The organism is Streptomyces sp. a15 (assembly GCF_059026085.1).
The window spans coordinates 13,571-40,565 of the sequence record NZ_JBWLKM010000002.1 but is presented as its reverse complement, the minus strand read 5'-3'; the positions used below and the strand labels follow the sequence as shown (position 1 = coordinate 40,565).

At 70.5% G+C, this 26,995-nt stretch carries 21 protein-coding genes; 7 read left to right on the top strand and 14 right to left on the bottom strand.

The window, feature by feature from the left end; translation table 11 throughout:
- Window positions 1-51 precede the first annotated feature (51 nt).
- From AC5P09_RS03190 to AC5P09_RS03160, 7 genes are all read right to left on the bottom strand, one after another.
- Window positions 52-1,518 carry an aldehyde dehydrogenase family protein gene (locus AC5P09_RS03190; RefSeq protein ID WP_493872340.1) on the bottom strand — a complete coding sequence of 489 codons (1,467 nt, stop codon included), beginning with the start codon at window positions 1,516-1,518 and terminating at the stop codon, window positions 52-54.
- A complete protein-coding gene (locus AC5P09_RS03185) occupies window positions 1,511-2,674 on the bottom strand; it encodes an aromatic ring-hydroxylating oxygenase subunit alpha (protein WP_493872339.1) in 1,164 nt (387 codons plus the stop codon). Before AC5P09_RS03185 ends, AC5P09_RS03190 begins: the two co-directional genes overlap by 8 nt.
- Before the next feature lie 11 nt (window positions 2,675-2,685).
- Window positions 2,686-3,840 carry an N-methyl-L-tryptophan oxidase gene (gene solA / locus AC5P09_RS03180; protein ID WP_493872338.1) on the bottom strand — a complete coding sequence of 385 codons (1,155 nt, stop codon included), beginning with the start codon at window positions 3,838-3,840 and terminating at the stop codon, window positions 2,686-2,688.
- A gap of 61 nt (window positions 3,841-3,901) precedes the next feature.
- The gene (locus AC5P09_RS03175; RefSeq protein ID WP_493872337.1) at window positions 3,902-6,355 is read right to left on the bottom strand and encodes a GcvT family protein; all 2,454 of its coding nucleotides are present in this window, start codon (window positions 6,353-6,355) and stop codon (window positions 3,902-3,904) included.
- 46 nt (window positions 6,356-6,401) lie between these two features.
- Window positions 6,402-7,031 carry an MBL fold metallo-hydrolase gene (locus AC5P09_RS03170; RefSeq protein ID WP_493872336.1) on the bottom strand — a complete coding sequence of 210 codons (630 nt, stop codon included), beginning with the start codon at window positions 7,029-7,031 and terminating at the stop codon, window positions 6,402-6,404.
- Window positions 7,028-8,113 carry an S-(hydroxymethyl)mycothiol dehydrogenase gene (locus AC5P09_RS03165; RefSeq protein ID WP_493872335.1) on the bottom strand — a complete coding sequence of 362 codons (1,086 nt, stop codon included), beginning with the start codon at window positions 8,111-8,113 and terminating at the stop codon, window positions 7,028-7,030. Before AC5P09_RS03165 ends, AC5P09_RS03170 begins: the two co-directional genes overlap by 4 nt.
- 238 nt (window positions 8,114-8,351) lie before the next feature.
- Window positions 8,352-9,179, bottom strand: a complete 828-nt coding sequence (locus AC5P09_RS03160; protein WP_493872334.1) for an IclR family transcriptional regulator — start codon at window positions 9,177-9,179, stop codon at window positions 8,352-8,354.
- Window positions 9,180-9,543: 364 nt separating this feature from the next.
- Here AC5P09_RS03160 and AC5P09_RS03155 point away from each other — a divergent pair, with 364 nt between their 5' ends.
- Both AC5P09_RS03155 and AC5P09_RS03150 read left to right on the top strand, forming a co-directional pair.
- Complete coding sequence (locus AC5P09_RS03155) at window positions 9,544-9,867, top strand: bifunctional 3-phenylpropionate/cinnamic acid dioxygenase ferredoxin subunit (RefSeq protein WP_493872333.1); 324 nt, start codon at window positions 9,544-9,546, stop codon at window positions 9,865-9,867.
- Complete coding sequence (locus tag AC5P09_RS03150; RefSeq protein ID WP_493872332.1) at window positions 9,864-11,048, top strand: NAD(P)/FAD-dependent oxidoreductase; 1,185 nt, start codon at window positions 9,864-9,866, stop codon at window positions 11,046-11,048. Before AC5P09_RS03155 ends, AC5P09_RS03150 begins: the two co-directional genes overlap by 4 nt.
- A gap of 102 nt (window positions 11,049-11,150) precedes the next feature.
- Here the strand turns inward: AC5P09_RS03150 and AC5P09_RS03145 are convergent, their stop codons facing one another.
- A complete protein-coding gene (locus AC5P09_RS03145) occupies window positions 11,151-11,732 on the bottom strand; it encodes a hypothetical protein (RefSeq protein ID WP_493872331.1) in 582 nt (193 codons plus the stop codon).
- A 418-nt stretch (window positions 11,733-12,150) separates the two neighbouring features.
- On the opposite strand from AC5P09_RS03145, the gene AC5P09_RS03140 reads away from it, so the two are divergent.
- The 3 genes from AC5P09_RS03140 to AC5P09_RS03130 are packed head-to-tail and all read left to right on the top strand — an operon-like array spanning window position 12,151 to window position 15,848.
- Window positions 12,151-15,009, top strand: a complete 2,859-nt coding sequence (locus AC5P09_RS03140; protein ID WP_493872330.1) for a nitrate- and nitrite sensing domain-containing protein — start codon at window positions 12,151-12,153, stop codon at window positions 15,007-15,009.
- A complete protein-coding gene (locus AC5P09_RS03135; protein ID WP_266443301.1) occupies window positions 15,006-15,443 on the top strand; it encodes a roadblock/LC7 domain-containing protein in 438 nt (145 codons plus the stop codon). Before AC5P09_RS03140 ends, AC5P09_RS03135 begins: the two co-directional genes overlap by 4 nt.
- Window positions 15,444-15,452: 9 nt before the next feature.
- Window positions 15,453-15,848 (top strand): DUF742 domain-containing protein, encoded by a 396-nt coding sequence (locus tag AC5P09_RS03130; protein ID WP_493872329.1) that lies wholly within the window; start codon window positions 15,453-15,455, stop codon window positions 15,846-15,848.
- Here AC5P09_RS03130 and AC5P09_RS03125 read toward each other — a convergent pair.
- The 4 genes from AC5P09_RS03125 to AC5P09_RS03110 all read right to left on the bottom strand — a co-directional run bounded on the left by AC5P09_RS03125 (window position 15,835) and on the right by AC5P09_RS03110 (window position 19,305).
- Window positions 15,835-16,308, bottom strand: coding sequence for a thioesterase family protein (locus AC5P09_RS03125; RefSeq protein WP_493872559.1), 474 nt, complete (start codon window positions 16,306-16,308; stop codon window positions 15,835-15,837). The genes AC5P09_RS03130 and AC5P09_RS03125 overlap by 14 nt on opposite strands.
- Window positions 16,309-16,364: 56 nt before the next feature.
- Window positions 16,365-17,318 (bottom strand): 3-hydroxyacyl-CoA dehydrogenase NAD-binding domain-containing protein, encoded by a 954-nt coding sequence (locus AC5P09_RS03120; RefSeq protein ID WP_493872558.1) that lies wholly within the window; start codon window positions 17,316-17,318, stop codon window positions 16,365-16,367.
- 60 nt (window positions 17,319-17,378) lie between these two features.
- Window positions 17,379-18,266 (bottom strand): beta-keto acid cleavage family enzyme, encoded by an 888-nt coding sequence (locus tag AC5P09_RS03115; protein WP_493872328.1) that lies wholly within the window; start codon window positions 18,264-18,266, stop codon window positions 17,379-17,381.
- Between the two features lie 172 nt (window positions 18,267-18,438).
- The gene (locus AC5P09_RS03110; protein WP_493872327.1) at window positions 18,439-19,305 is read right to left on the bottom strand and encodes an IclR family transcriptional regulator; all 867 of its coding nucleotides are present in this window, start codon (window positions 19,303-19,305) and stop codon (window positions 18,439-18,441) included.
- Window positions 19,306-19,536: 231 nt separating this feature from the next.
- Between AC5P09_RS03110 and AC5P09_RS03105 the strand changes: the two genes are divergently transcribed.
- Together AC5P09_RS03105 and AC5P09_RS03100 are read left to right on the top strand one after the other, a co-directional pair.
- Window positions 19,537-23,208: a hydantoinase B/oxoprolinase family protein gene (locus AC5P09_RS03105; protein WP_493872326.1), complete on the top strand. Its 3,672-nt coding sequence runs from the start codon at window positions 19,537-19,539 to the stop codon at window positions 23,206-23,208.
- A complete protein-coding gene (locus AC5P09_RS03100) occupies window positions 23,189-23,794 on the top strand; it encodes a GTP-binding protein (RefSeq protein ID WP_266443316.1) in 606 nt (201 codons plus the stop codon). Before AC5P09_RS03105 ends, AC5P09_RS03100 begins: the two co-directional genes overlap by 20 nt.
- Before the next feature lie 104 nt (window positions 23,795-23,898).
- On the opposite strand, the gene glpK is transcribed toward AC5P09_RS03100, so the two are convergent.
- Window positions 23,899-25,419 carry a glycerol kinase GlpK gene (glpK, locus tag AC5P09_RS03095; protein ID WP_493872325.1) on the bottom strand — a complete coding sequence of 507 codons (1,521 nt, stop codon included), beginning with the start codon at window positions 25,417-25,419 and terminating at the stop codon, window positions 23,899-23,901.
- A gap of 64 nt (window positions 25,420-25,483) precedes the next feature.
- A complete protein-coding gene (locus tag AC5P09_RS03090; protein ID WP_493872324.1) occupies window positions 25,484-26,233 on the bottom strand; it encodes an MIP/aquaporin family protein in 750 nt (249 codons plus the stop codon).
- Window positions 26,234-26,995 lie beyond the last annotated feature (762 nt).

The window sequence follows — 26,995 nt, the reverse complement described above, 5'->3', positions numbered from 1 at the left end:
TCAATGAGGGGGGTTATACGTGGGGGGCGTGTGCGGGATGTTACGCATGGGTTAGCCGAACCAACCCTGCGGTGCCGGGGCCGTGTTGCGCCAGATGTGCTTCGTCTCGCGGTACTCGGCCAGGCCCGACGGCCCGAGTTCGCGGCCGAAGCCCGACTGCTTGAATCCGCCCCACTCCGCCTGCGGTACGTAGGGGTGGTAGTCGTTGATCCAGACGGTGCCGAGCCGCAGCCGCCCCGCGACCCGGGCCGCCTTGGCCTCGTCGCTCGTCCAGACGGCGCCGGCGAGGCCGTAGATGGTGTCGTTCGCGACGCGCACCGCCTCGTCCTCGCTGGTGAAGCGTTCGACGGTGAGGACCGGCCCGAAGGACTCCTCCTGGACCACCGACATCCCCGGGGTGCACTCGTCCAGCACGGTCGGCGGGTAGTAGAAGCCGTCGTCGAAGCCCGGCCCGGACGGCCGCGCGCCCCCGCAGCGCAGCACCGCCCCCTCCTCCAGGCCCTTGGCGACGTACGCCTCGACCTTCGAGCGGTGTGCTGCCGAGATCAGCGGCCCGGTCTGCGCCTGTTCGTCGAACGGGCCCCCGAGCCTGATCTCCGAGGCCCGGCGTACCACCTCGTCCACGAACCGGTCGTGCAGGGAGTCCTCGACCAGTAGCCGCGCCCCCGCCGAGCAGACCTGCCCGGAGTGCAGGAACACGGCCGTCAGCGCCATGTCCACGGCCGTGTCGAAGTCCGCGTCGGCGAAGACGATGTTGGGATTCTTGCCGCCGAGTTCGAGCGCGACCTTCTTCACCGTCCCGGCCGCGGCCACCATGAGGCGGCGACCGGTCTGCAGGCCGCCGGTGAAGGAGACGAGGTCCACGTCCGGATGGTCGCCGAGCGGGGCACCGGCCTCCGGACCGGCGCCGAGAACCAGGTTGCCGACACCGGCGGGCAGCCCGGCCTCCGCGAGGAGCCGCATCAGGTGGATCGCGGTGTGCGGGGTCAGTTCGCTCGGCTTCAGTACGAAGGTGTTGCCGGCCGCGAGCGCCGGGGCGACCTTCCAGGCCGTCTGCAGAAGCGGGTAGTTCCACGGCGTGATCAGCGCGCAGACGCCGACCGGCTCGTACACCACCCGGCTGTCGACGCCCTCGGTCCCCGTGTCGATGACCCGCCCGGTCTCGCTCGCCACCAGCCGCCCGAAGTAGCGGAAGCAGTTCGCGATGTCGTCGATGTCGTACTCGCTCTCGACGAGCCGCTTGCCGGTGTCCAGGGACTCGGCGCGGGCGAGCGCGTCCTTGTCCCGGATCAGCAGGTCGGCGACCCGCAGCAGCAGGTCACCGCGCTCGTTCGGGGACGTATGCGGCCACGGCCCCTCGTCGAAGGCCCGGCGGGCGGCGGCGATCGCCTCCACCGTGTCCTTCCCGCCCGCCTCGTCCACGACCCCCACGAGGGAACCGTCGGCGGGGCAGCGGATCTCGCGGGTGCGTTCGTCGACCGCACTTCGCCACTCGCCGTCAATGAACAGGTCAGGCATGGCCGCCTCCCAGCTTCGCCACGAGCCACTCGTGGAAGATCCCGATGTGGTGCTCGTTGGGGACCAGCACACCACCCCGGCGGTACGCCCGCGACGCCATCGCGGGCTGCGTCCTTTCACAGGCCTCGAAGTCCTGCTCGTTCACCCGGTGGAAAAGCTCCACCGACTTCGACACGTCCGCCCCGGACTCCACCACCTGAGGCGCGTACAGCCAGTCGCACTCGACGACCGTGCGGTCCTCGGACATCGGGAACATGCGGTGCAGGATGACATGGTCCGGTACGAGGTTGATGAACACCGTCGGCTTCACCGTGATGGCGTAGTAGCGGCGGTCCTGGTCCTCGGAGACCGAGGGCAGCTTGGCGAAGCCCTCGCTGCCGTCCACCGTGAAGCCCTTGACCTCCTCGCCGAACTCGGCGCCGTGGCCCACGTAGTACTGGGCCGCGTAGCCGTCGGCGAACTCCGGGAGTACATCCGTGAGTTCGGGGTGGATCGTCGCGCAGTGGTAGCACTCCATGAAGTTCTCGACGATCAGCTTCCAGTTCGCCTTCACGTCGTACACGATCCGCTTGCCGAGCGCGAGGTTCTCGGTGCCGTAGTGGTCGATCGCCGCCACGTCGCCGAGCCGTTCCACGGCGGCGTGCATGACCGTCTCCTCGAAGGAGGGCGGTTCGTCGGCGAGGCACACCCAGGCGTAGCCGAGCCATTCGCGCAGCGACACCTTGATCAATCCGTACTCGACCCGGTCGACGTCCGGCATCTTGATCAAGTTGGGCGCGGCGATCAACTTGCCGTCGAGGTCGTACGTCCACGCGTGGTACGGGCACTGGAGGTTGCGCCGGACCTCGCCGGACTCCTCCATGCACAGCCGGGCGCCGCGATGGCGGCAGACGTTGAGGAAGGCGCGCAGCTCGCCCTTGCGGCCGCGCGTGATGAGCACGTTCTCGCGGCCGATCTGGACGGTGCGGAAGGCGCCCGGTTTGGCGAGGTCGGCGCTGCGCACGGCGCAGAACCACATCGACTCGAACAGGTGCTCCTGCTCCTGCCGGAAGATCTCCGGGTCGGTGTAGTAGTCCCCGGGCAGCGTGGCGATCAGGCTGGGGGAGATCTGGTGGGCCTCGGAGAGCGGGCTCTCGGGGGCGGGGGTCGTCGTCACGGGCGGGCTCCTCAGGCGGGCGCGGCGGCGAGGCGGGAGGGGTCGAACAGGCCGATGGGGTGCTCGGTGGTGCCGGTCAGGGCGAGGTCGGCGAGGATCTCGCCGACGACGGGCACGAACTTGAAGCCGTGCCCGGAGAACCCGCAGGCCACGGTGACCGACTCGGGGTGCGCGGGGTGCCGGGCGATGACGAAGTGCTCGTCCGGGGTGTTGGAGTACATGCAGGTGGCGGCCTTGAGGAAGGTGCCGGGCAGATCCGGGATGCAGCCGGCCATGTGGTCGGCCATCGCCTTGATCTCGTCCTCGTGGACCGTGCGGTCGATGGTCTCCGGAGTGGTGACCTCGCCCTTGCGGAAGAAGGCGACCTTGGCGCCGAGATCGGGGCCGTCGATGGACGGGAAGCCGTAGACCTGGACGCCGGCCGCGTCCTCCCAGATGTAGATGGGGTGGTTCTCGGGGACGAACCGCTGGACACCGCCGGTCGGCTGGAACCAGTACATGACCTGCCGCTCGATGGTGAACGGCACCCCGATGTCGGTGAGCAGCCGCGGCGCCCACGCGCCCGGGCAGATCACCAGTTGGGAGGCGGTGTAGGTGTTCTCGGCCGTGTGGACGCGGACACCGTCCTTGTACGGCTCCCAGCGGGTCATCGGCTCTTCGAAGTGCAGGTCGGCGCCCTGCCGGGTGGCGAGCTGGAGATGCGCGGCGACCGTGTTCTCGGGCCGTACGAGACCGGCCTTCTTCTCGAACAGCGCCACCTCGTCGTCCTTGGGCGCGAGCGTCGGGAAGCGGCGGCGGATCTCCTTCGCGTCCAGCATCTCGTGCGGGAGATCCCACTGCTGGGCGGAGAGCAGCGAGCCGGAGACGGTCCGGGAGTCGGGGCGGCCGACCATCACGCCGCCGGGGAGGATCGCGATCTCCCGGCCGGTGGCCCGCTCCAGGTCCTCGTACAGCTCGTAGGCGCGCAGCAGCAGCGGCACGTACGCCGGGTCCTCGAAGTACGACTGCCGGGTGATCCGCGAACCGCCGTGGCTGGAGCCCCGGTTGTGCACCGGGCCGAACTTCTCCAGGCCCAGCACGCGGGCGCCGCGCGCGGACAGATGGTGGGCGGCGGCGCTGCCCATGCCGCCGAGACCGATGACGATCACGTCGTAAGTGGGGGACACTGCATGCCTCCTGGGGGTGCGTCAGTCATCGACAGCGGTGGTCGGCGGTGGTCGGCGGTCGTCATCGGCGGATGCGGGTCATCTTCGGGTCGAAGAGGGGCTCGTCGGCGACCGTCGCCGGGACCTTCTCGCCGAAGTACTCGATGTGCACGCCGGTGCCGGTGGTGAGTCCGGCCGGCAGCCAGGCGTACGTGATGCAGCGGCCGAGCGTGTAGCCGTACGCGGCGCTCGTCACGTAGCCGGCGGGGGCGCCGTCGACGTAGACCGGCTCCTTGCCGAGGACCACGGCGGCGGGGTCGTCGAGGAGGAGGGGCGTGAGCTTGCGGGTGAGGGGCGCGTCGGTGAGCGCCTCGCGCCCCACGAACTCCTTGTCGGCCCGGACCGCGAAGCCGACGCCCGCCTCGTACGGGGAGTGCTCGTCGGTCATGTCGGTGCCCCAAGCCCGGTACCCCTTCTCCAGGCGCAGGGAGTTGAAGGCCGAGCGGCCGGCCGCGATCACGCCGAGGTCCCGGCCGGCCTCCCACAGCGTGTCCCACAGGCGCAGGCCCAGGTCGGCGGTGGTGTAGAGCTCCCAGCCGAGCTCGCCGACGTACGACAGGCGCATCGCCGTCATCGGGACGTGCCCGAGGTACGTCTCCTTCGCGCGGAAGTAGCCGAAGGCCTCGTGCGAGAAGTCGTCGCGGGTCAGGGGCTGGACGAGGTCCCGGGCGAGGGGGCCCCAGACGCCGATGCAGCAGGTTCCGGAGGTGATGTCCTTGAGGTGGACGTCGGCCGGGGCGTAGCGGGCCAGCCAGTCGAGGTCGCCGGGTGAGTTGGCGCCGACCTGGAAGCGGTCGGGGGCGAGGCGGGCGATGGTTAGGTCGGAGCGGACGCCGCCGGTCTCGTCGAGGAGGAGGGTGTAGGTGACTGCGCCGGGCTTCTTGCGGAGGTTGTTGGTGGTCATGCGGTTCAGGAAGTCGAGGGCTCCGGGGCCGGTGACTTCGAGGCGCCGCAGGGGGGTCATGTCGTAGAGGGCGACCTTTTCGCGGGTTGCCTTCGCTTCGGCGGCCGCGATCGGGGACCAGTACCGGGCCGACCAGGCGTCGCGCTCGGGGAGCTCCAGTCCTTCGGCGAGGGGCGCGTTCGCCTCGTACCAGTGCGGGCGCTCCCAGCCGCCGCCCTCCAGGAAGTACGCGCCCAGCTGCTGCTGACGGGCGTAGAAGGGGCTGACGCGCAGGGGGCGCGGCTGCTCCATGGGCTGGAGCGGGTGGAGGACGTCGTACACCTCGACGAACTGCTGTGAACCGCGTTCACGGATGTACGACGGTGAACGCTGCGCCTCCTCGAAACGCGTGAGGTCGCACTCGTGCAGGTCGAGGGCGGGCCGTCCGTCGACCATCCACTCGGCGACGGCCTTCGCCACACCGGCGGAGTGGGTGACCCACACGGCCTCGGCCAGCCAGAAGCCGCGCAGTTGCCGCGACTCGCCGACGACCGGCATGCCGTCGGGAGTAAAGGAGAAGACGCCGTTGAAGCCGGCCTCGATCTCGGCGTCCCGCAGGGCGGGGACCAGCCAGCGGCAGTCCTCCCAGCTCGGCGCCCAGTCCTCCTCGGTGAAGGGAAAGGAGGAGGGCATGTCCAGGTTCTGCGCCCGGGCCTCGTCGTACGGCAGGACGGCGAACGGGTCGACCGGCAGGGGCTGGTGAGCGTAGGAGCCGATGCCCAAGCGGTCGGTGTGCTCGCGGAAGTAGAGGTCGCGGTCCTGGAAGCGGAGGATCGGCCTGGAGGCCTCCGCCTCGTGGTCCTGGAGTTCGGGGAGCGGCTTGGTCTTCGCGTACTGGTGCGCGAGCGGCTGCAGGGGGATGTCGATGCCCGCCATGCGGCCGATGACCGGGCCCCAGAATCCGGCCGCGGAGACGACGTGGTCGGCGGGGAAGGTGCCCTGGTCGGTGACCACGGCGGTGACCTTGCCGCCTTCCTTCTCGATCCCGGTGACCGTGTGGCGCTCCAGGAAGCGGGCGCCCCTTTCCGTGGCCCGGTCCATCTGGGCACGGGACGCGAGCAGGGCGCGGGCGAGGCCGTCGTCGGGGGTGTGGAAGCCGCCGAGCACCACCGACTCGTCGAGCAGCGGCCAGAGCTCCTTGCAGCGGGCGGCACTGACGATCTCGCCGCGGATGCCCCAGGCGGCGGCGTAACCGGCCCTGCGGTGCAGTTCGGCGAGGCGCTCCGGGGTGGTGGCGAGCTCCAGGCCGCCGACCTGGTTGAAGCAGGGGAGGCCGTCCACTTCGAGGGAGACGAACTTCTCGACGGTGTACTTGGCGAACTCGGCGAGCGTCTTCGACGGGCTGGTCTGGAAGACGAGGCCGGGCGCGTGCGAGGTGGAGCCGCCGGGGGCGGGCAGCGGGCCCTGTTCCAGGACGGTGACGTCGGTCCAGCCGCGGGCGGTCAGTTCGTCGGCGAGGGAACAGCCGACGATGCCGGCGCCGACGATGACCACACGGGGGGAGTGAGGGTGGTTTTCGGGCGTGCTGGACATGCCCCTCCTTGCGGTGGCGGGGATGGCAGGGGGACGGGGAAGTCGCTTATGCGGCGGGCACGTTGGGCCGCTCGGCGGCGATCGTCGTGTCCTGGCCGTGCCCGGTGTGGACGGCGGTGTCGCCGGGCAGGGTGAGCAGCCGGTTGCGGATGGACGCCTCGATGGTGGGGCGGTCCGAGTAGGAGCGGCCGGTGGCGCCGGGGCCGCCGTGGAAGAGCGTGTCGCCGGTGAACACGGCGTTCAGGAACGGGGCGTACAGCGAGCAACTGCCCCAGGTGTGCCCGGGGTTGTGGATGACGTGGACCTCGATGCCGGCCACGGTCAGGATCCGGCCGTCGGTCAGCTCGCCGTCCGGTTTGCGGCCGGGGTGGGTGTGGGACCAGAGCTCGTGGTCGTCGGCGTGCAGCAGGACCGGTGCACCGGTCAGGACGGAGAGCTCGGCCGCCGCGTCGACGTGGTCGTCGTGGGCGTGGGTGCAGGCGATGGCGGTGACATGCCGGCCCGCGACCGCCTGGTGGATCGCACGGGCGTCATGGGCGGCGTCGACGATCAGCACCTGCTCGTCGTCGCCGACCAGCCAGACGTTGTTGTCGACGTCGAAGGTCTCGCCGTCCAGGCTGAAGGTGCCCTTCGTGACGACCCGGTCGATGCGTACCGCGTGGTCCTTGTCGCTCACAGGACCACCACCGAGCGGAGCACCTCACCGCGGTGCATCTTGCCGAAGGCCTCCTCGACCTGGTCGAGTGCGATGGTCTCGCTGACGAAGGCGTTCAGGTCCAGCAGCCCGTACAGGTACTGGTCGATCAGGAACGGGAAGTCGCGGCTCGGCAGGCAGTCGCCGTACCAGGACGACTTGATGGCGCCGCCGCGCGAGAAGACGTCGATCAGCGGGAGCTCGACCTTCATCTCGGGGGAGGGCACGCCGACCTGGACCAGCAGGCCCGCGTGGTCGCGCATGTAGAAGGCCTGCTTGAAGGTCTCCGGGCGGCCCACCGCGTCGATCGCGATGTCCACGCCGTGGCCGTCGGTGAGTGCGCGGACCGCCTCAACTGGGTCCGTGCCACGGGAGTTGACGGTGTGCGTGGCGCCGAACTTCTCCGCCTGGTCGAGCTTCTTGTCGTCGATGTCCACGGCGATGACCTTCATGGCACCGTTCAGGCAGGCGCCCGCGATGGCCGCGTTGCCGACGCCGCCGCAGCCGATGACGGCGACCGAGTCGCCGCGGCCGACCTTGCCGGTGTTGACCGCGGCGCCGTACCCCGCCATCACGCCGCAGCCGATGAGACCCGCGGCCTCGGGGCGGGCGGCCGGGTCGATCTTCACCGCCTGGCCCGCCGCGACCAGGGTCTTCTCGGCGAAGGCGCCGATGCCGAGGGCGTTGCTGAGCGGGGTGCCGTCCAGCAGGGTCATCGGCTGGGTGGCGTTGCGGGAGTCGAAGCAGTACCAGGGGCGGCCACGGCGACAGGAACGGCAGGAACCGCAGGGCGCACGCCACGCCAGCACCACGTAGTCACCGGGCTTGAGGTCCGTGACCCCTTCCCCGACCGCCTCGATCGTGCCGGCCGCCTCATGGCCCAGCAGGAACGGGAAGTCGTCGTTGATCGCGCCTTCCCGGTAGTGCAGGTCCGTGTGACAGACCCCGCAGGCCTGCACGGCGACGAGCACCTCTCCGGGACCCGGGTCGGGGACGATGATCGTCTGCACCTCGACGGGTGCGCCCTTCTTCACAGCGACTACGGCACGGACCTCGTGTGGCACGACCAAGCTCCTCTGCTGTTGCGCAATGCACGATGGGTTGCGCTATGAGGAACATAGTGGGAACGCCGTCGAGGGCCGTCAAGAGGTGCGAGTTAACCCTTGGCAAAAGGAACGGGTCGGGGCGAAACAAGCCGGACACACGACGGCGCGGGACCAGGAGATTCCCGGTCCCGCGCCGCTGGTTTCGCGTTCGCGCGGTGGCTGTTCGGCGGCCGTTCGGACGTTGTGGCCGAGTCGGCTAGAAGCCGTATCCCATCCGCCGTGAGAGCTCGGCTCCGGCCTCCACCGCGCGCTTGGCCAGCTCCGGCAGCTGGTCGCTGGTCAGGCGGTACACCGGCCCCGAGACGCTGATGGCGGCGATGACCTTGCCGTCGTGCGAGCGGATCGGGGCGGCCACGGCGGCCAGGCCCAGCTCCAGTTCCTCGACGGCGATGCCGTAGCCCTGCTCCACCACGGCCTCCAGCTCGCTCCGCAGCACGGAGGTGCCGGTGATGGTCCGCTCCGTGAAGCGCGGCAGAGAGCGCGCGAGCAGGCCCTCGCGCAGGGTGGGCGGCATGTGCGCGAGGAGCACCTTGCCGCTGGAGGTGGCGTGCAACGGGGTGCGTCTGCCCAGCCAGTTCTGCGCTGTCACGGACGCGGTGCCGCGGGCCTGCATGATGTTGACCGCCGCATCGTCGTCCAGGACCGCGATGTTCACCGTCTCGCCCAGCTCGTCGGCGACTTCCCGGCAGACCGGGACGCCCTCCTGCGAGATGTCCAGCCGTACTGCCGCCGCCCCCGCCAGGCGTAGTACGCCGGCGCCCAGGTAGTACTTGCCGCGGTCCTTGGCCTGGGCCACCAGACCGCGGTTCTCCAGGACGCCGAGCAGCCGGAACGCGGTGGACTTGTGCACGTCCAGCTCGTCGGCGATCTCGGTGACGCCCGCCTCGCCGTGCCGGGCCAGGATCTCCAGCACGCTCACGGCGCGGTCCACCGACTGGACGGCGCTGGCTGCCCCTCTGCCGTTCTTCTCCGGGTTCGCGGCCTTCTCCTCGCTACGGTCGGACTGCTTCTGCGTGCGGGTCATGGCTCAACTCTCAACCACCTTGGGGCCCGGTTCGGGCCGCATCTGCGGGAAACCCTTGACGCGACGGTCGTCCCGCCCGGATTCTGTTGCGCATGGCGCTCGCTCATGCGTCATACGAAACATCATGTTACCGAAGCGTCCGGCGCCCGGTAGGGGGCCGAACAGCACGGATCGGCGTGACCGGGTCGGACCGACGAAGGTTCGACGAAGGTTCGGCAAAGGTCCGGCGCCGACTGAACTCCTCGCTCGAGCACAACTCCTTGCTTCCACACTGCCTGCTGTCGGACCAACGGCGGTCCGCACTCCCTGATCAACCTGGACCACACAGGTCCGGACCGAGCGTCCCGGACCGAGAGGGGGGCCCGTGATTCCCGTCTGCCGCTTCGAAGACCTCCCCGAGGGCGAGTCCGTCCGCGTCGGGACGACACCGCCCATCGCCGTGTTCCGCACCGAGGACGGCGAGCTGTACGCCATCGACGACACCTGCACCCACCAGGACGCCTCCCTCTCCGAGGGCTGGCTGGAGGGCTGTCTGGTCGAATGCCCGCTGCACGCGGCTTCATTCGATCTCCGCACCGGACAGCCGACCTGCCTCCCGGCCCGGCGCCCCGTCCGCACCCATCGCGTCAGCGTCGACGACGGCATGATCCATGTCCACGTCGCCGCGGAGGAGGGTACCGCCGCATGAGGACCGTGACCGTGGTCGGCGCCTCCCTCTCCGGTCTGTACGCGGCCCGGGAACTGCGCTCCCAGGGCTTCGACGGACGCCTGGTGATCGTCGGCGACGAACCTCACCGCCCGTACGACCGGCCTCCCCTCTCCAAGGACTTCCTCACCGGCCGCGCGAGCGAGGACCACCTCGCCCTCACGGACGATGAGGAGACCACCGGGCTCGACGCCGAGTGGCTGCTCGGCAAACGGGCCCGTGGCCTCGACGCCCGCGGCCGGACCGTGCTGCTCGACGACGGCCGTACGGTGTCCACCGACGGCGTCGTCATCGCCACCGGGGCCTCGGCCCGCCGCCTCCCGGGCTCCCGTCTCACCGGGGTGCACACCCTGCGCACCCTCGACGACGCCCGTGCCCTGCGCGACGAACTCGGCGGCGGTCCGCGTCAGGTCGTCGTCATCGGCGGCGGCTTCATCGGTGCCGAGACCGCGTCCTCCTGCGCCGCCCTCGGCCACGCCGTCACCGTCGTCGAGGCCGCTCCGCTCCCGCTCGTGCCCCACCTCGGCGCCGAGATGGCCGCCGTGTGCGCCGCGCTCCACCGGCGGGGCGAGGTGGACCTGGTCACGGGCACCGGGGTGGCCGGACTGCGCGGCACCGCCGCCGTCACCGGCGTCGCACTCTCCGACGGCCGGGTCCTGCCCGCCGACACAGTGATCGTCGGCATCGGCGCCACTCCCAACACCGCCTGGCTGGCGGGCTCGACGCTCGCCCTGCACGACGGTGTGCTGTGCGACGACGGCTGTGTGACGGCCCTGCCGCAGGTGGTCGCCGTCGGCGATGTCGCCCGCGTCGGCGGCACCCGCGCCGAACACTGGACGTCCGCGACGGAGCAACCCCGGGTCGCCGTGGCCAATCTGCTCGCCGGACGCACGCTTCAGACCGTGGGCTCACTGCCGTACTTCTGGTCGGACCAGTACGGCGCCCGCATCCAGTTCGCCGGCCGTCGACAGGACGGGGACACCGTCCGCATCGCCGAGGGCGAACTCGCCGACGGCGCACCGGCCGAGGGCGGCTTCCTCGCCCTGTACGAACGGGACGGGCGTACCACCGCGGTGCTCTCCGTGGACCGGCCGCGCCCCTTCATGCGGGCGCGACGGGAACTCGTCCGCGGAGGGAGCAGGCCGCAGCCGGCCGCGCTCTGAACGCCACGGGCCCGGAGGAGGCCCGGACGGCGTGCGCCGTGAGCCGGACCGCCGTGAGCCGGACCGCCGTGAGTCGTTTGCCGGACCGCCGTGAACCGGTCCTCAGGAGTGCGACAGCTGGCCCGCGCCGCCCTGCCGACGTATTCGCTCCTGGGCCCGCTCGGCGGCCCGCGCCTGTCGCCGTGCCTTGCGCCGCTCGCGCCGCAGGGCACGCGCGGTGCTGCTGGGCGTGGACACCACGCCATGCCGCTGGTTCCACACCTGGCGGGTCACCCAGACGTCGAGGGCGCCCCAGGTGGCCACCACGGTGCTGACGACGCTGCTGATCACCATGGGGAACGCCAGCCAGGAACCGGCCATGGTGCACAGGAAGGCCACCATCGCCTGGATCAGCGTCACGGCGATGATCAGCACCGCCCGCACCGCCGACGTCCGCACCGGATCGGGCAACCGGCGCCGCCGCGCGGGCTCCTCGATCCACAACGGCCGGTATTCGGGCTGCTCTTGTGCCGCGCCGCGCCCACCGCGCCCACCGCGCTCAACGGGTTCGGCCGCACTCCGGTACGCAGCCGTTCCGTCCCTGTCCGTCGGAATGTCGTGATCCGGCGCCTCGAGTTGCCGCCGCGCCGTCGCACGCGCCGCCCCGCCGTCCGGCAGCGTCTCTTGTCGCTCCGCCGTGCCCATCACCGTGTCACTCCCCACCGCCAGCAGACCGCTCGCCCCGCGTCCGAAGACCCGGCTCCCCAGTGGCTGCCCGGCTTGCGCTGATTTACGCCGCCCGGGTGCGGGTTGCGGCTCCTGTGGCCGATTCCGCCCCCAACTCCCAACAAGTACGACGAACGAATCCCCTTCAAGATTCCCAACGAACGCAAAATTCCGGCCAACTGGTCAGTCGGACCGATCACGTCCTTGTCGGCGGCCGCCGAGGAAAGACAGGAGGCAATCTCCTCCAATGGGCGGACAACTCACCATGTCTCGCCCTCGGTGCGGAAGTTCATCTTCCGGACGGGTCTTCGAGTTGCGTGTGGGTCAGTAGTAGGCTCGCGCCGTTTGTTGACGCACATCTGTACCCCTGCCGGTGGGGGTCGAGCTGGGGGAGGCCATGCGCTTTCGCGGGAAATCGATCCGCCGGAAGATCGTGGCGCTGCTCCTCGTGCCGCTGGTGTCCCTGATCGCGATCTGGGGCTTCGCCACGGTACTCACGGGCCGGGAAGTCGCCCAGCTGTTCCACGTGTCGTCCGTCGTCGAGAAGATCGGCTATCCCACCGAGGACACCGTCCGGGTCCTCCAGCAGGAACGCCGGCAGACCCTCGTCTATCTCGCCGACCCCCGGGCCTCCGACGCGCTGTCCGCGCTGCGCAGCACACGCAGCGCTACCGACGACGCCATCGTCAAGATCCGGGAGAACGCCAAGGACCCCGACGTCCGCGACGGACTGGACGCCGACGAGGACGAACACCTCACCACCATCCTGGACGCGCTGGATGGCATCGACTCCCTGCGCCGCAGCGTCGAGGAGGGCACGGTCGACAGGACCCAGGCCCTCGACCTCTACAACCGTCTCGTCGACCCCTGCTACGCCCTGCTGGCCTCCATGGACGGCGTCGACAGCGTGGAGCTGGACAAGCAGGCCCGGGTCCTGGTGAACATCACCCGCGCCCGCGAACTGCTCTCCCGCGAGGACGCCCTGCTGGGCTCCGCCCTGGTGGTCGGAAGACTCTCCCGCGAGGAGATCCGCGACGTCTCCGACCTCGCCGCGCAGCGCACCATGATGTACGACATCAGCCTGCCGGTGCTGCCGGCGGCGGAGCGCGAACGCTACGAACGCTTCTGGAAGAACGCCACCACCGCCCCGCTGCGGTCGGCGGAACAGGCCGTCATCTCCTCCGACCCCGGCCCGCCCCCCGGCGCGGTGAGCGCCAAGAGCTGGGACGCCGCCGCGGGCAGCGCCCTCGACGAGCTCGCCACGCTCAACGACCAGGCCGGCGACCGTTATCAGGACCGCGTCCGCCCCGACGCCATGGCCGTCATCGTCAAGGCCGCCGTCGCCGGCCTCCTCGGCCTCGCCGCCCTGCTCTTCTCGCTCGTCCTGTCCGTGCGCGTCGGCCGCGGCCTCATCCGCGACCTGCGACAACTGCGCCTGGAGGCCCACGAGGCGTCCGGCGTCCGGCTGCCCAGCGTGATGCGCCGCCTCTCCGTGGGCGAACAGATCGACGTGGAGACCGAGGTCCCGCGCCTGGAGTACGACAAGAACGAGATCGGCGAGGTCGGCCAGGCCCTCAACACCCTGCAACGCGCCGCCGTCGAGGCCGCCGTCAAACAGGCTGAGCTCCGGGCCGGCGTGTCCGAGGTCTTCGTGAACCTCGCCCGCCGCAGCCAGGTCCTCCTGCACAAGCAGCTCACCCTGCTCGACGCCATGGAGCGGCGGACCGAGGACACCGACGAACTCGCCGACCTCTTCCGCCTCGACCACCTGACCACCCGCATGCGCCGGCACGCCGAGGGCCTGGTGATCCTCTCCGGTGCCGCCCCCTCCCGGCAGTGGCGCAAACCCGTCCAGCTCATGGACGTCGTACGCGCCGCCGTCGCCGAGGTCGAGGACTACGAGCGCATCGAGGTCCGCCGACTGCCCCGGGTCGCCGTCACCGGCCCGGCCGTCGCAGACCTCACGCACCTCGTCGCCGAACTCCTGGAGAACGCCACGGTGTTCTCCCCGCCGCACACCGCCGTCCAGGTGCTCGGCGAGCGCGTCGCCAACGGCTTCACCCTGGAGATCCACGACCGCGGCCTCGGCATGGCCGCCGACGCGCTCCTGGACGCCAACCTCCGGCTCGCCGAGACACCGGAGTTCGAACTGTCCGACACCGACCGGCTGGGCCTGTTCGTGGTCAGCCGGCTCGCCCAGCGGCAGCACGTCCGGGTCTCCCTCCAGCCGTCCCCCTACGGGGGCACCACGGCCGTTGTCTTCATCCCCGACACGCTGCTGACGGACGACGTCCCGGACACCAACGGCATCGGCTTCCGCCTCGACCGGCCCCGGCCCTCCAAGGAGGCCGAGCTGGAGGAGGCCCGCCGCGCACCGCTCTCCCAGGCGCAGGGGAAGCTGCCCAGCCTGCCGGCGGCGCTCCTGGACGGCCCGGTCGAACTGGAGGCTCCCGTCGACCTCGACGCCCTCGGCGACTTCCCGGGCGCCCTCGACGAGGAGGACAGCGAACGCGGCGGACTGTTCCGCCCGCGCCGCTCCCTCCGCACGGACGAGGAGACGGCCCCCCGGCACGCCGAGCCGGGCGCTACGGACCGGGCCGACGACGACCTCGACGCCGCGGTCCCCATGCCGCGCCGCCTGACCCCCAAGCTGGTCAGCTCCCACGGACGCCCGGTCACCGAGCAGCGAGGCCGGCGCGAGGAGCCGGACGAGGAGGCCCCGACTGGCCCGAGCCGGTCGCGCCCTCAGCCGGCCGCACCACTGGGACCGGCCCCACTGCCCACCCGCCGCCGAGGCGCGAACCCGCTGCGCCGGAGCACCGACGTGGCCGACCGCCTCGACGACCAGAGCAGCGAGCCTCCGACCACCGAACGGCCCGAGGCCCCCGCCCTCCCCAGGCGCAACCGGCACGCCGAGATCACGTCGAGCGGGCTGAGCGGGCTGAGCGGGACGAGTGGGCCGAATGGGCCGAGCGCGCCCGCCACACGCCCCGGCGCAGCACCCCAGCCAACCGACTCCGGCACGGCTCCCCTGCCCCGCCGCGTACGCCAGGCGAACCTGGCCCCGCAGCTGAAGCAGAGCACCGGCCGGCGCACCGACGACGCGGCGGAGCCGGTCGAGCGGGACGCCGACGAGGTACGCAGCCGTATGGCCTCGCTCCAGCGCGGCTGGCAGCGCGGCCGCGAGGAGAACGCCGCGGGCGACGACGCCCACAGCGGCACAGCACCACAAGGAACGAAGGGGGACGGTCGATGACCGCACCGAAGGCGACCGACCACACCGCGGGCAACAAGAACGGCGAGCTCAACTGGCTCCTCGACGACCTCGTGGAGCGCGTCGCGAGCATCCGCAAGGCCCTCGTGCTCTCCGGCGACGGCCTGCCGACGGGCGTGTCCAGAGACCTGACCCGGGAGGACAGCGAGCACCTGGCCGCCGTCGCCTCCGGTTTCCACAGCCTCGCCAAGGGCGTGGGCCGCCACTTCGAGGCGGGCAACGTCCGGCAGACGGTCGTCGAGCTCGACGACGCCTTCCTGTTCGTCACGGCCGCCGGCGACGGCAGTTGCCTCGCGGTCCTCTCGGACGCGGATTCCGACGTAGGCCTGGTGGCGTACGAGATGACGCTCCTGGTGAAGCGGGTCGGTGTGCATCTGGGTGCCGCTCCGCGCACCGATCTGCCTCAGGGCGGGTAGTGGGATGACATGAGCTCAGACGGTCAGGGAAGAAGCCACTGGTTCGACGACGAGGCCGGACCGGTCGTCCGTCCGTATGCCATGACGCGCGGCCGCACCACGAGTACGGGACAGCACCGCCTCGACCTCATCGCGGTGGTCGTCACGGAACCCCAGGCGGACGACGCGGAAGGCGACCACACGCTGTCCCCGGAACACGTGGACATCGTCGACCTGTGCCGTGACAGCCCGCAGTCGGTCGCCGAACTCGCCGCCGAACTCAACCTGCCCATCGGCGTGGTGCGCGTACTGGTCGGCGACCTCGTGGCCGGGGAGTTCGTCCACGTCAACCGGCCTGTGCCTCCTGCCGAACTGCCGGACGAGAGCATTCTGCGGGACGTGATCAACGGCCTCAGGGCGCTGTGATCGAGCGCCCGGCCCATGAAGGAGGCGGTTCCGTCAGCGCCGTGAGGCGCTCACGGACCGCATCGGGGAAGGGGGTCGCCCGGCCCGATGTCCGGTCGACGTGGAGGGCGAGCAACTCCGTGGTGGCGACCGGCCCGTCCTCCGCTTCCGGCCCTGCGACGCCTGCGGTGACGTACATCTCGTGCGTGAGGCGCGCCTTCTTCCCGGCCGCGCCGAGCACGCGGGTGCGTACGGCGAGCCGAGCACCCTCCGGTACGTCCCGCAGGTAGCGGATGTGGGACTCGACCGTGTACATCGAGCAGCCGGTGCTCTCGCGGTACCCGGGCCCCATTCCCGTACGCTCCATCAGCGCGTCCGTCGCGTGACCGAAGACCAGGACGTAGAAGGCCTCGCTCATGTGCCCGTTGTAGTCGATCCACTCCGGGCGCACGGTCTCGCGGAACAGCGGCAGGCCCGGCAGGTCCGGGAGATCTGACACGCCTGGCATTTCTGGCCCGTCCGGCAGCCCGGGCACGCTCACGTGGCACCGGCCCCGGGAAGGCGCCCGGTGGCGCGCAGGACCGCTATGACTCCCCGGTCGCGTTCGGCGACCAGGTCGGCGATCGTACGGCCGTCCGCCGCGTCGTCGCAGCCGGCGACCACGGCGTCGTAGAGCGCCTTGTCCAGTTCCGGGGCTGCCAGCCGGGTCCACGGGGACTTCAGGGACGGACCGAAGTGGTCGAGCATGTGGGCCATGCCGCCCTCGCCGCCCGCGAGGGCGAAGGTGAGCATCGGACCCATGATCGCCCAGCGCAGCCCCGGGCCCTCGGTGATGGACCGGTCGATGTCGTGGACCGTCGCCTCACCGCTCGCGACCATGTGCAGGGCCTCCCGCCACAGGGCCTCCTGGAGCCGGTTGGCGATGAAGCCGGGGACCTCGCGGTCAAGGGTGATGACGGACTTGCCCGCCGCCTCGTAGAAACGGGAGGCCCACCGCACCGCCTCCGGGTCCGTCCGTTCCCCGCCGACGACCTCGACGAGCGGGATCAGATAGGGCGGGTTGAACGGGTGGCCGACGACCAGCCGGCCGGGCGTGACCGCCTCGGTCTGCATGTCGGTCATCGGATAGCCAGAGGTGGAGGAGGCGATGACGACGCCGGCGGGTGTCGCTGCGTCCAGCTCGGCCAGCAGGTCGCGCTTGAGGTCGAGCTTTTCCGGCGCACTCTCCTGCACGAACTGGGCCTCGGCCACCGCCTCTTCGAGCGTCGCCGTGACCGTGAGGCGGTCGGCGGAGGCGCCGGGGGCGAGACCGAGCTGTTCGAGCGCGGGCCAGGCAGCGTCGACGAGGCGGCGCAACCGTGCCTCGGCGTCGGGGGCCGGGTCCCACGCCCTGACGTCATAGCCGCGGGCGAGGAAGTGGGCGACCCAGCCGCCGCCGATCACTCCGGCGCCCACGCAGGCCACGCGGCGTGCGTCCTCGGGGGAGGGGATGGGGGCGGAAGTCTCCGTCACTGAGGGCTCCTTGAAAAAACGGGACGGATGAGCCACAGCTCAACTCCGTGGCCTGAGGCCGAGCTTGAGCCGAGCCTCGTCCGGTGTCGCGACCCGCGCCCCCAACGCCTCGACGATCGTCACGGCTTGCTCCACCAACTCGGCGTTCGTCGCCTTGACCCCCTTGCCCAGATAGAGGTTGTCCTCCAGACCGACCCGCACATGGCCGCCGAGCAGCATCGACTGCGCCACCCACGGCATCTGCATGCGGCCCAGCGCGAAGCTGGCCCACTGGGCGCCCTCGGGCAGCATGTTCACCATCGACTGGAGCACTCCCGGGTCGGCGGGCGCGCCCCAGGGGATGCCCATGCACAGCTGGAACACGGTCGGATCGTCCAGCAGCCCCTCGGCGAGCAACTGCTTGGCGAACCACAGGTGTCCGGTGTCGAAGATCTCCAACTCCGGCCGTACGCCCAGCTCCTGGATACGCTTGGCGCCGGTACGCAGCATGTCGGGTGTGGAGACATACAGGTTCGACCCGTCGCCGAAGTTGAGCGAACCGCAGTCCAGGGTGCAGATGTCGGGCAGCAGGTCTTCGACGTGCGGCAACCGCTCCAGTCCGCCGACCAGGTCGGTGCCCGGGAGTTGCCTGAGCGGTTCCTCCGGGTCGATGACCAGGTCGCCGCCCATGCCCGCGGTGAGGTTGATGACGACGTCGGTCCCGGTCTCCTTGATCCGCTCGACGACCTCGCGGTACAGGCGAGGGTCGCGGGAGGGCGCTCCGGTCTCGGGGGCGCGTACATGGATGTGGACCGCGGCGGCACCGGCCTCCGCGGCCTGCACCGCGGAGAGGGCGATCTGCTCGGGGGTGACGGGGACGTGCGGGCTCTTGCGCACGGTGTCCCCGGCGCCGGTGAGGGCGCAGGTGATGATGACGTCCTGGTTCATGGTCGCGTTGGTTCCTCTCTGTGCAGAGGCGTGGGGCGACGGGAGGATTCCGACCCTAGCCGCGGGAAGGCGAAGTCCTCAAGAGCGCAGTTTCACAATGCGGGCACGCGTCGCGCGAAATGAACGCCGATAGCGCACACTGAACGTGACTTCCTCCCGCGTAGATCACTCCTCAAAGCGCCTGTGCTCCCTGTGCGGCCTGTGCGATCTCCTCCGCCGCCGCCCGCACGAGCGGCCCGAGCGCCGCGAACCGTGACTCGGGGACCCGGTCCTGCGGACCCCAGATGCTGACCACGGCGAACGGTCGGCCCAGGCCGCCCAGCACCGGCGCGGAGACCCCGTAGAGGTTCCGCTCCATCTCGCCGACGCAGACGCTGTAACCGCGCTCCCTGGTCCGCTCAAGCTCGGCCCGCAGTCGCGCCCGGTCCGTGATCGTGGTGTCCGTGTACGCGTCGAGCGGCCCGTCGAGCAGTGACTGTGCCTCCTGCTCGGGCAGCCAGGCCAGCAGCGCCTTGCCCGTGGACGTGGCGTGCATCGGCACCTGACGACCCAGCCACTGGGCCGCCAGTACCACCGGCGGCGTCACCTCGTCGATATAGGTCAGCCCGAGCTGCTGCACCACCGCGAGGTTGGCGGTCTCGCCGGTCTGCTCGCTGACCCGGCGCAAAGTGGCGTGCGCGCGGCGGATCAGGCCGTCGAAGCCGGCGGTCGACGCCATCCGCGCGACCGCGAAGCCGATCGTGTAGCGATTGGTGACCGGGCTGCGCTCGACCAGGCCGTGCTGCTCCAGCGTGGACAGCAGCCGCCAGGCCGTGGCGCGGTTGAGCCCGCACCGCGCGGCCAGGTTCGACGCCGTGTCGCCGTCCGGCGCGCTGTCGGCCGTCGCCTGCAACAGGGTGATCGCCCGCTCCAGCGACTGGACCTTGCCCGACGCCCCTCCCGGCTCGATGGCCAAGGGGGACTCGTTGGTCTCTGTGGTGTCAGTGGTGCTGGTGGTGCTGGTGGTGCTGGTGGGGCGCTCGGCCTTCGGCATGCGCATCTCTTCCTCGGCTCCTGGAGGGGCCTACTTGGCAACCTCTCCATAATTTCACCATTCGCGCAGGCGTCGCGTTATGTGAACACTCGCCTCTTCGGGCCAAGGGCGAGGACGAGCCCCACTGAGGCGCCCCGTCACCAGGTGCGGCCCAGGCGCCGAAACAGCCCTCCCGTTATGATCTGACCCATCGTCGACGACCATCCGCAGCAGGTCCCCCACCGGGCTGTGGACACGGTGCCGAGCAGTGCGATCGGGGAGACGGATGTGACGACGGGCTGGCAGTTCTGGGTCGACCGAGGCGGCACTTTCACCGACATCGTCGCGCGTCGCCCGGACGGCCGTCTGCTCACACACAAACTGCTGTCCGACAATCCGGCGCGGTACTCCGACGCGGCGGTCGCCGGTGTCCGTCATCTGCTGGACGGCTCCCAGGAGCCCGTCGAGGCCGTCCGCATGGGGACGACCGTCGCCACCAACGCCCTCCTGGAACGCAAGGGCGAACGGACCCTGCTGGTCGTCACGCGCGGCTTCCGCGACGCCCTGCGCATCGCGTATCAGAATCGCCCCCGCATCTTCGCCCGCCGCATCGAACTCCCCGAGCTGCTGTACGAGCGGGTCGTCGAGGTCGACGAACGGATCGCCGCCGACGGAGCCGTCCTGCGCGCCCCCGACCTGGACGCCCTCGCCGGTCCCCTTCAGCAGGCCTATGACGACGGAATCCGGGCCGTCGCCGTGGTCTGCATGCACAGCCACCTCCACCCGGCCCACGAACAGGCCGTCGGGGAACTGGCCGCCCGCACCGGCTTCCCGCAGATCTCGCTCTCCAGCGAGGTCAGTCCGCTGATGAAACTCGTCCCGCGCGGGGACACCGCGGTCGTCGACGCCTACCTCTCGCCGGTGCTGCGCCGCTACGTCCAGCGCGTCGCCGGTGAACTCGACGGCGTGCGGCTGATGTTCATGCAGTCCAACGGAGGCCTCGCCGAAGCGGGGCAGTTCCGCGGCAAGGACGCCATCCTGTCCGGCCCGGCCGGCGGCATCGTCGGCATGGCCCGCATGTCGCAACTCGCCGGCTTCGACCGGGTCATCGGCTTCGACATGGGCGGCACCTCCACCGACGTCTCGCACTTCGCGGGCGAGTACGAACGCGTCTTCACCACGCAGATCGCCGGCGTGCGGCTGCGCGCCCCGATGCTGGACATCCACACCGTCGCGGCCGGCGGCGGTTCGATCCTCCACTTCGACGGCTCCCGCTACCGCGTAGGGCCGGACTCGGCGGGCGCGGACCCGGGCCCCGCCTGCTACCGGGGCGGCGGCCCACTCGCCGTCACGGATGCCAACGTCATGCTCGGCCGTATCCAACCCGCCCACTTCCCCAAGGTGTTCGGCCCGAACGGCGACCAGCCCCTCGACGACACACTCGTCCGCGACCGCTTCGCCGCCCTCGCGCGCGAAATCCGCGAGCGGACCGGCGACGACCGAACCCCCGAGCAGGTCGCCGAGGGTTACCTGCAGATCGCCGTCGCCAACATCGCCAACGCGGTGAAGCGGATCTCCGTCCAGAAGGGTCACGACGTCACCCGCTACGCCCTCACCACCTTCGGTGGTGCGGGCGGCCAGCACGCCTGCATGGTCGCCGACTCGCTCGGCATCCGCACCGTCCTCGTGCCGCCCATGGCCGGTGTCCTCTCCGCCCTCGGTATCGGCCTCGCCGACACCACGGCCATGCGCGAACAGTCCGTGGAAGCACCCCTGGAGCCCGCCTCCATGCCCGGCGTCCGCAAGACCGCCGACGACCTGGAGAGCGCCGCCCGCGCCGAACTCCTCGCCGAGGACGTCCAGGAGAGCCGCATCCAGATCACCCGGCGCGCCCAACTGCGCTACGACGGCACCGACACCCCCCTCATCGTCGAGCTCACCGAACCCGACACGATGAGGCACGCCTTCGAAGAACGTCATCGCGCCACGTACTCCTTCACCCTCGACCGCCCGATCGTCGTCGAAGCCCTCTCCGTCGAAGCCACCGGCATCACCGCACCCCCCGATCTCTCCGCCCTGGCCACCTACCAGGGCCACACCGCCGCGCCCGAAACCGCCCGCCTCCACACGGGCGGCGCCTGGCGCGACGTACCCCTCCACCGCCGCGAGGAACTGCCCCCCGGCGAGACCGTCACCGGCCCCGCGATCATCACCGAGGCCAGTGCGACGACCGTCGTCGACTACGGCTGGCGGGCCGCGACGACCCACGACGGGCATCTGGTCATGGAACGCGCGGCGATTACGCAGAGTTCCGATCTCGACACGAAAGCCGACCCGGTTCTGCTCGAGGTCTTTAACAACCTCTTCATGTCCATCGCCGAACAGATGGGCGCCCGCCTGGAGTCCACCGCCCAGTCCGTCAACATCAAGGAGCGGCTGGACTTCTCCTGCGCGCTCTTCGACCCGGACGGAAACCTGGTGGCCAACGCCCCGCACATCCCCGTCCACCTGGGCTCGATGGGCACCAGCGTCAAGGAGGTCATCCGACGGCGCGGCTCCGCGATGCGGCCGGGAGACACGTACGCGGTCAACGACCCGTACCACGGCGGCACCCACCTGCCCGACGTCACGGTCATCACCCCCGTGTTCGACATCAAGGATCCGACGGACACGGAGAGTGACCCGGAGATCCTCTTCTACGTCGCCGCCCGCGGCCACCACGCCGAGATCGGCGGCATCGCCCCCGGCTCCATGCCCGCGAACAGCCGCAGCATCGAAGAGGAAGGCATCCTCTTCGACAACTGGCTGCTCGCCGAGCACGGCCGCTACCGCGAGGAGGAGACGCTGCGCCTGCTCACCGAGGCGCCCTACCCCTCCCGCAACCCCAAGACCAACCTCGCCGACCTCCGCGCCCAGATCGCCGCCAACCAGAAGGGCGTCGACGAAGTCGCCCGCATGATCGAGAACTTCGGCCTCGACGTCGTACAGGCCTACATGAAGCACGTCCAGGACAACGCCGAAGAAGCCGTCCGCCGGGTCATCGACGCCCTCGACGACGGTGAGTACGCCTACGAGACCGACTCCGGCGCCGTCATCCGCGTCAGCGTGCGCGTGGACCGTGCAAACCGCTCCGCCACCGTCGACTTCACGGGCACGTCACCGCAGCTGACCACCAACTTCAACGCGCCCTTCGCGGTCGTCAACGCGGCTGTCCTGTACGTCTTCCGCACCCTGGTCGCCGACGACATCCCGCTCAACGACGGCTGTCTGCGCCCCCTCGACATCGTCGTCCCGCCGGGCTCCATGCTCGCGCCCGAGCCGCCCGCGGCGGTCGTCGCCGGCAACGTGGAGACCTCCCAGGCCATCACCGGTGCGCTCTACGCGGCGCTGGGCGTGCAGGCCGAGGGCTCCGGCACCATGAACAACGTCACCTTCGGCAACGACCGCCACCAGTACTACGAGACCGTCGCCTCCGGATCCGGCGCGGGCGAGGGCTTCCCCGGCGCGCCCGTTGTCCAGACCCACATGACCAACTCGCGGCTCACCGACCCCGAGGTCCTGGAGTGGCGACTGCCCGTGCAGCTCGACGAGTTCGCCGTACGGCCCGGCAGCGGCGGAGCCGGAAGGTGGCGCGGCGGGGACGGCGCGGTGCGGCGCATCCGGTTCCACGAGCCGATGACGGTCTCCACGCTGTCGCAGCACCGCCGCGTCCCGCCGTACGGTATGGCGGGTGGCGAACCCGGCGCGCTGGGCGCCAACCGCGTGGAACACGCGGACGGCACGGTCACCGAACTCGCCGGAAGCGACGCGGCGGACGTCGGCCCCGACGACGTACTCGTCATCGAAACCCCCGGTGGCGGAGGCTACGGACCTCCGTCGCCCGCACCCCATCAAGCAGGAGAAGAGATCGATGATCTTCGGGCGTTCTGAGCGCGGCAAGCCCCCGGTCGAGCCCGTCACGCTCAAGATCCTGGTGGCCGGCGGATTCGGCGTGGGCAAGACCACCCTCGTCGGCGCGGTCAGCGAGATCAGGCCGCTGCGCACCGAGGAACTGCTCACCGAAGCAGGACGCCCGGTCGACGACACAAGCGGCGTGGAGGGCAAGCACACCACCACCGTGGCCATGGACTTCGGCCGCATCACCCTGCGCGAGGACCTGGTGCTGTACCTCTTCGGCACGCCCGGCCAGGAGCGGTTCTGGTTCATGTGGGACGAGCTCTCCGAGGGTGCCCTCGGCGCCGTCGTCCTCGCCGACACCCGCCGTCTGGAGGACTGCTTCGCCGCTGTCGACTACTTCGAGCGGCGCGCCATACCTTTCGTCGTCGGCATCAACTGCTTCGAGGGAGCGGCCCGTTATCCCGCCCAGGACGTACGCCAGGCCCTCGATCTCGACGACGGCGTGCCACTGCTGCTGTGCGACGCCCGCGATCGGGAGTCCGTCAAGGAAGTCCTCATCGGCGTGGTCGAGCATGCGATGGCGTACGCCGCGGAGCGCCGCCAGGCCGTCACGACGTGACGTGGGCGCGGCCCGTACCCCCGCCGACCGGGGTACGGGCCGCTGTCCATGGGCGCACCGCACGCGCACGTGGACGCTGTTGTCGTCCACGCGCGCGTGGAGCCTCAGTTCTCGCCGTCCTCCTGCCAGCCGAAGCTCTTCTCCACGGCCTTGTGCCAGTTGTGGTACTCACGGTCGCGCACCGACGCTTCCATGGCGGGTGTCCACTCGACGTCCTTCTGCCAGTGCGCCTTGAGTTCGTCCAGGTCGTTCCACACACCGGTGGCGAGGCCCGCCGCATAGGCGGCGCCCAGGCAGGTCGTCTCGGACACTTTGGGCCGGATCACCGGCACGTCGAGCACGTCTGCCTGGTGCTGCATGAGGAGGTTGTTCTTCGTCATGCCGCCGTCCACCTTGAGGGTGGTGATCTGCACCCCGGAGTCCTGGAACATGGCGTCCACGACCTCCCGCGTCTGCCAGCTCGTCGCCTCCAGCACCGCGCGCGCGAGGTGTGCCTTGGTGACGTACCGGGTGAGGCCGGTGACGACACCGCGCGCGTCGGAACGCCAGTACGGCGCGAACAGACCGGAGAACGCGGGCACGATGTACGCCCCGCCGTTGTCCTCGACGCTCGCCGCCAAGGGCTCGATCTCGTCGGCGGTACGGATGATGCCGAGCTGGTCGCGGAACCACTGAACCAGTGCGCCCGTTATGGCAATCGACCCCTCCAGACAGTAGACCGGCGCCTCACTCCCGATCTTGTAGCCCATCGTCGTCAGCAGCCCGTTCTTCGACGGCACCGGGCGGTTGCCGGTGTTGAGCAGCAGGAAGCTGCCGGTGCCGTACGTGTTCTTCGCCGTGCCCACGTCATAGCAGGCCTGCCCGAACACCGCCGCCTGCTGGTCGCCCAGCGCCGAGGCGACCGGTACGCCCGCGAGCTGGCCGACCGCCGTGCCGTACACCTCGGCGGACGACCTGATCTCGGGCAGCACGGCCTCAGGCACGCTCATCGCGGACAGGATGGACGCGTCCCACTGGAGGCTTTCCAGGTTCATCAGCATGGTCCGCCCGGCGTTGGTCACGTCGGTGACGTGCTGCCCGCCGTCCGTACCACCGGTGAGGTTCCAGATCAGCCAGGAGTCGATGGTGCCGAAGGCGATCTCGCCGCGCTCGGCGCGCGCCCTGAGGCCGGGCACGTTGTCGAGCAGCCAGGCCGCCTTGGGCCCGGAGAAGTAGCTGGCCAGCGGCAGCCCGGTCTGCTCGCGGAAACGGTCCTGCCCGTCCGAGCCGCCCAGCTGGTTGCACAGCGCGGCCGTACGCGTGTCCTGCCAGACGATCGCGTTGTGCACGGGCTTGCCGGTCGCGCGGTCCCACAGAACCGTCGTCTCGCGCTGGTTGGTGATCCCGAGCGCGCTGAGCTGGTCGGCGCGCAGACCGGCCTTGGCGATCGCCCCGGCGACCACCGCCTGCACCTTGGACCAGATCTCGGTGGCGTCGTGCTCCACCCAGCCGGGCTTCGGGAAGATCTGGCGGTGTTCGCGCTGGTCGACGGCGACGATCGCGCCGTTGTGGTCGAAGACGATGCAGCGGCTGGAGGTGGTGCCCTGGTCGATTGCGGCGACGTACTTGGCGGCGTTGTCCGTCATGGCTACCCCTTGGGCTGGGATTCAGGATGCTGCGCAGAGCTGCTTGGAACTGCTCGGAAGCTGCTCAGAAGGCTGCGTTGTAGATGAGACCCGCGAGCGTTCCGCCGATCAGCGGGCCGACGACCGGGATCCAGGCGTACTTCCAGTCGGAGGTGCCCTTGTTCGGGATCGGCAGGAAGGTGTGCACGATGCGTGGGCCGAGGTCGCGCGCCGGGTTGATGGCATAGCCGGTCGGCCCGCCGAGGGAGAGACCGATACCGACCACCAGCAGCGAGACGATCAGCACGAGGGTCCCGGACTCACCGAGCCCCGTGGTCAGCCCGAAGGCGAGGATCGGCAGGACGAGCGCGACGGTCGCGATGATCTCCGTGACGAGGTTGGCGACCCGGTTCCGGATCTCGGGGATGGTGGAGAAGATACCGAGCGTCGGCAGCGGCTCCTCCGCCGTGCCCTCCGTGGTGCCCGTCTCCCTGACATTGGCCTGGAACTGGGCGAAGTACGTGAGATAGCACAGGACGGCGCCGAGCATGGCGCCGACCATCTGACCCAGCACATAGACCCAGACCTTGCTCCATTCACCGGTGTCGACGGCGATGCCGAACGTCACGGCCGGGTTGAGGTGTCCGCCGGAGAGGGGAGCGGCGGTGTACGCACCCGCCAGCACGCCGAATCCCCAGCCGAAGGCGATCACGATCCACCCCGAGGCCCTGGCCTTGGAATATCTCAGGGTGACGGCGGCGCATACGCCGGCGCCGAACAAGATCAGAATCGCGGTACCGATGACCTCGCCGACGAAAATGTCTCCGTTGCTCATGGCGGCTCCTAGGCCCTGGGCCCGGGACGATCGGCCCCGGTCCTCCGTGCAGGGTGCGGTTCCCTTGGCGAACTGCCGAGGGCAGGGAGAGTCCCGCGCCCCGCCCGGCGTCCGCGACGAGCGTGCCGTCGCAGCCGAATCGCCCGTGGGGGTACGGGCCTCGGCTCAGGTGGACCCGCGCGGCGCAGTGCCTGAATACGCCGAGAATGTACGGCGATGTCGACTGACACCGGAAGTGTTCACCGGCGCCCAGGGAGCGTCAAGGTCGCCGACGGCAACGTTTGCGGGGCTTGTGGCCGAGCCCGAGCAGTGACCTGTCCCTCCGGGTCGGGGAGGAGGGGCGGAAAGGGCCGCCGGGAATCCGCCTGGGCCGCAGGGACGGTCACGGGCGGCCCTCAACGTCCTCTCCGGTCCGGCATGCGGGTGTCGGCCTGCGCCGCCTTGGCGTGTGTGGTTGCTGGGCCTGTGCCTGCCCTCGTGCCTACGGTTGCGGGCTGCCCGGCCAGTGCCTGCCCTCCCGCCTACGCCTATCTGCCCGCATCGGCAGTGCATGCGCCGCCTCTGGATAGCGCAGGGCGAGAAGTACCCGACGGCCGAGGACATCGTCTCTGCCCCACAGCGCACGTGGCCGGTCACTTCGGCCAGTGCTTGTTCCCCGCCTACTGCTGCCTGACCCGCGTCGGCCAGTGCCTGCCCCCGCGTCGACCGGCTCCGGGCCTGCCAATGCCCGCCCCGTGTCCACGGCACCGGCCGTGCCGCCCC

Coding starts and splice junctions, on each gene's coding strand:
- AC5P09_RS03090 (WP_493872324.1), bottom strand. CDS start 26,233: ATGAGCAACGGAGACATTTTCGTCGGCGAGGTCATCGGTACCGCGATT.
- AC5P09_RS03175 (WP_493872337.1), bottom strand. CDS start 6,355: ATGTCCAGCACGCCCGAAAACCACCCTCACTCCCCCCGTGTGGTCATC.
- AC5P09_RS03160 (WP_493872334.1), bottom strand. CDS start 9,179: ATGACCCGCACGCAGAAGCAGTCCGACCGTAGCGAGGAGAAGGCCGCG.
- AC5P09_RS03100 (WP_266443316.1), top strand. CDS start 23,189: ATGATCTTCGGGCGTTCTGAGCGCGGCAAGCCCCCGGTCGAGCCCGTC.
- AC5P09_RS03190 (WP_493872340.1), bottom strand. CDS start 1,518: ATGCCTGACCTGTTCATTGACGGCGAGTGGCGAAGTGCGGTCGACGAA.
- AC5P09_RS03130 (WP_493872329.1), top strand. CDS start 15,453: ATGAGCTCAGACGGTCAGGGAAGAAGCCACTGGTTCGACGACGAGGCC.
- AC5P09_RS03115 (WP_493872328.1), bottom strand. CDS start 18,266: ATGAACCAGGACGTCATCATCACCTGCGCCCTCACCGGCGCCGGGGAC.
- glpK (WP_493872325.1), bottom strand. CDS start 25,419: ATGACGGACAACGCCGCCAAGTACGTCGCCGCAATCGACCAGGGCACC.
- AC5P09_RS03150 (WP_493872332.1), top strand. CDS start 9,864: ATGAGGACCGTGACCGTGGTCGGCGCCTCCCTCTCCGGTCTGTACGCG.
- AC5P09_RS03110 (WP_493872327.1), bottom strand. CDS start 19,305: ATGCGCATGCCGAAGGCCGAGCGCCCCACCAGCACCACCAGCACCACC.
- AC5P09_RS03135 (WP_266443301.1), top strand. CDS start 15,006: ATGACCGCACCGAAGGCGACCGACCACACCGCGGGCAACAAGAACGGC.
- AC5P09_RS03145 (WP_493872331.1), bottom strand. CDS start 11,732: ATGGGCACGGCGGAGCGACAAGAGACGCTGCCGGACGGCGGGGCGGCG.
- AC5P09_RS03140 (WP_493872330.1), top strand. CDS start 12,151: ATGCGCTTTCGCGGGAAATCGATCCGCCGGAAGATCGTGGCGCTGCTC.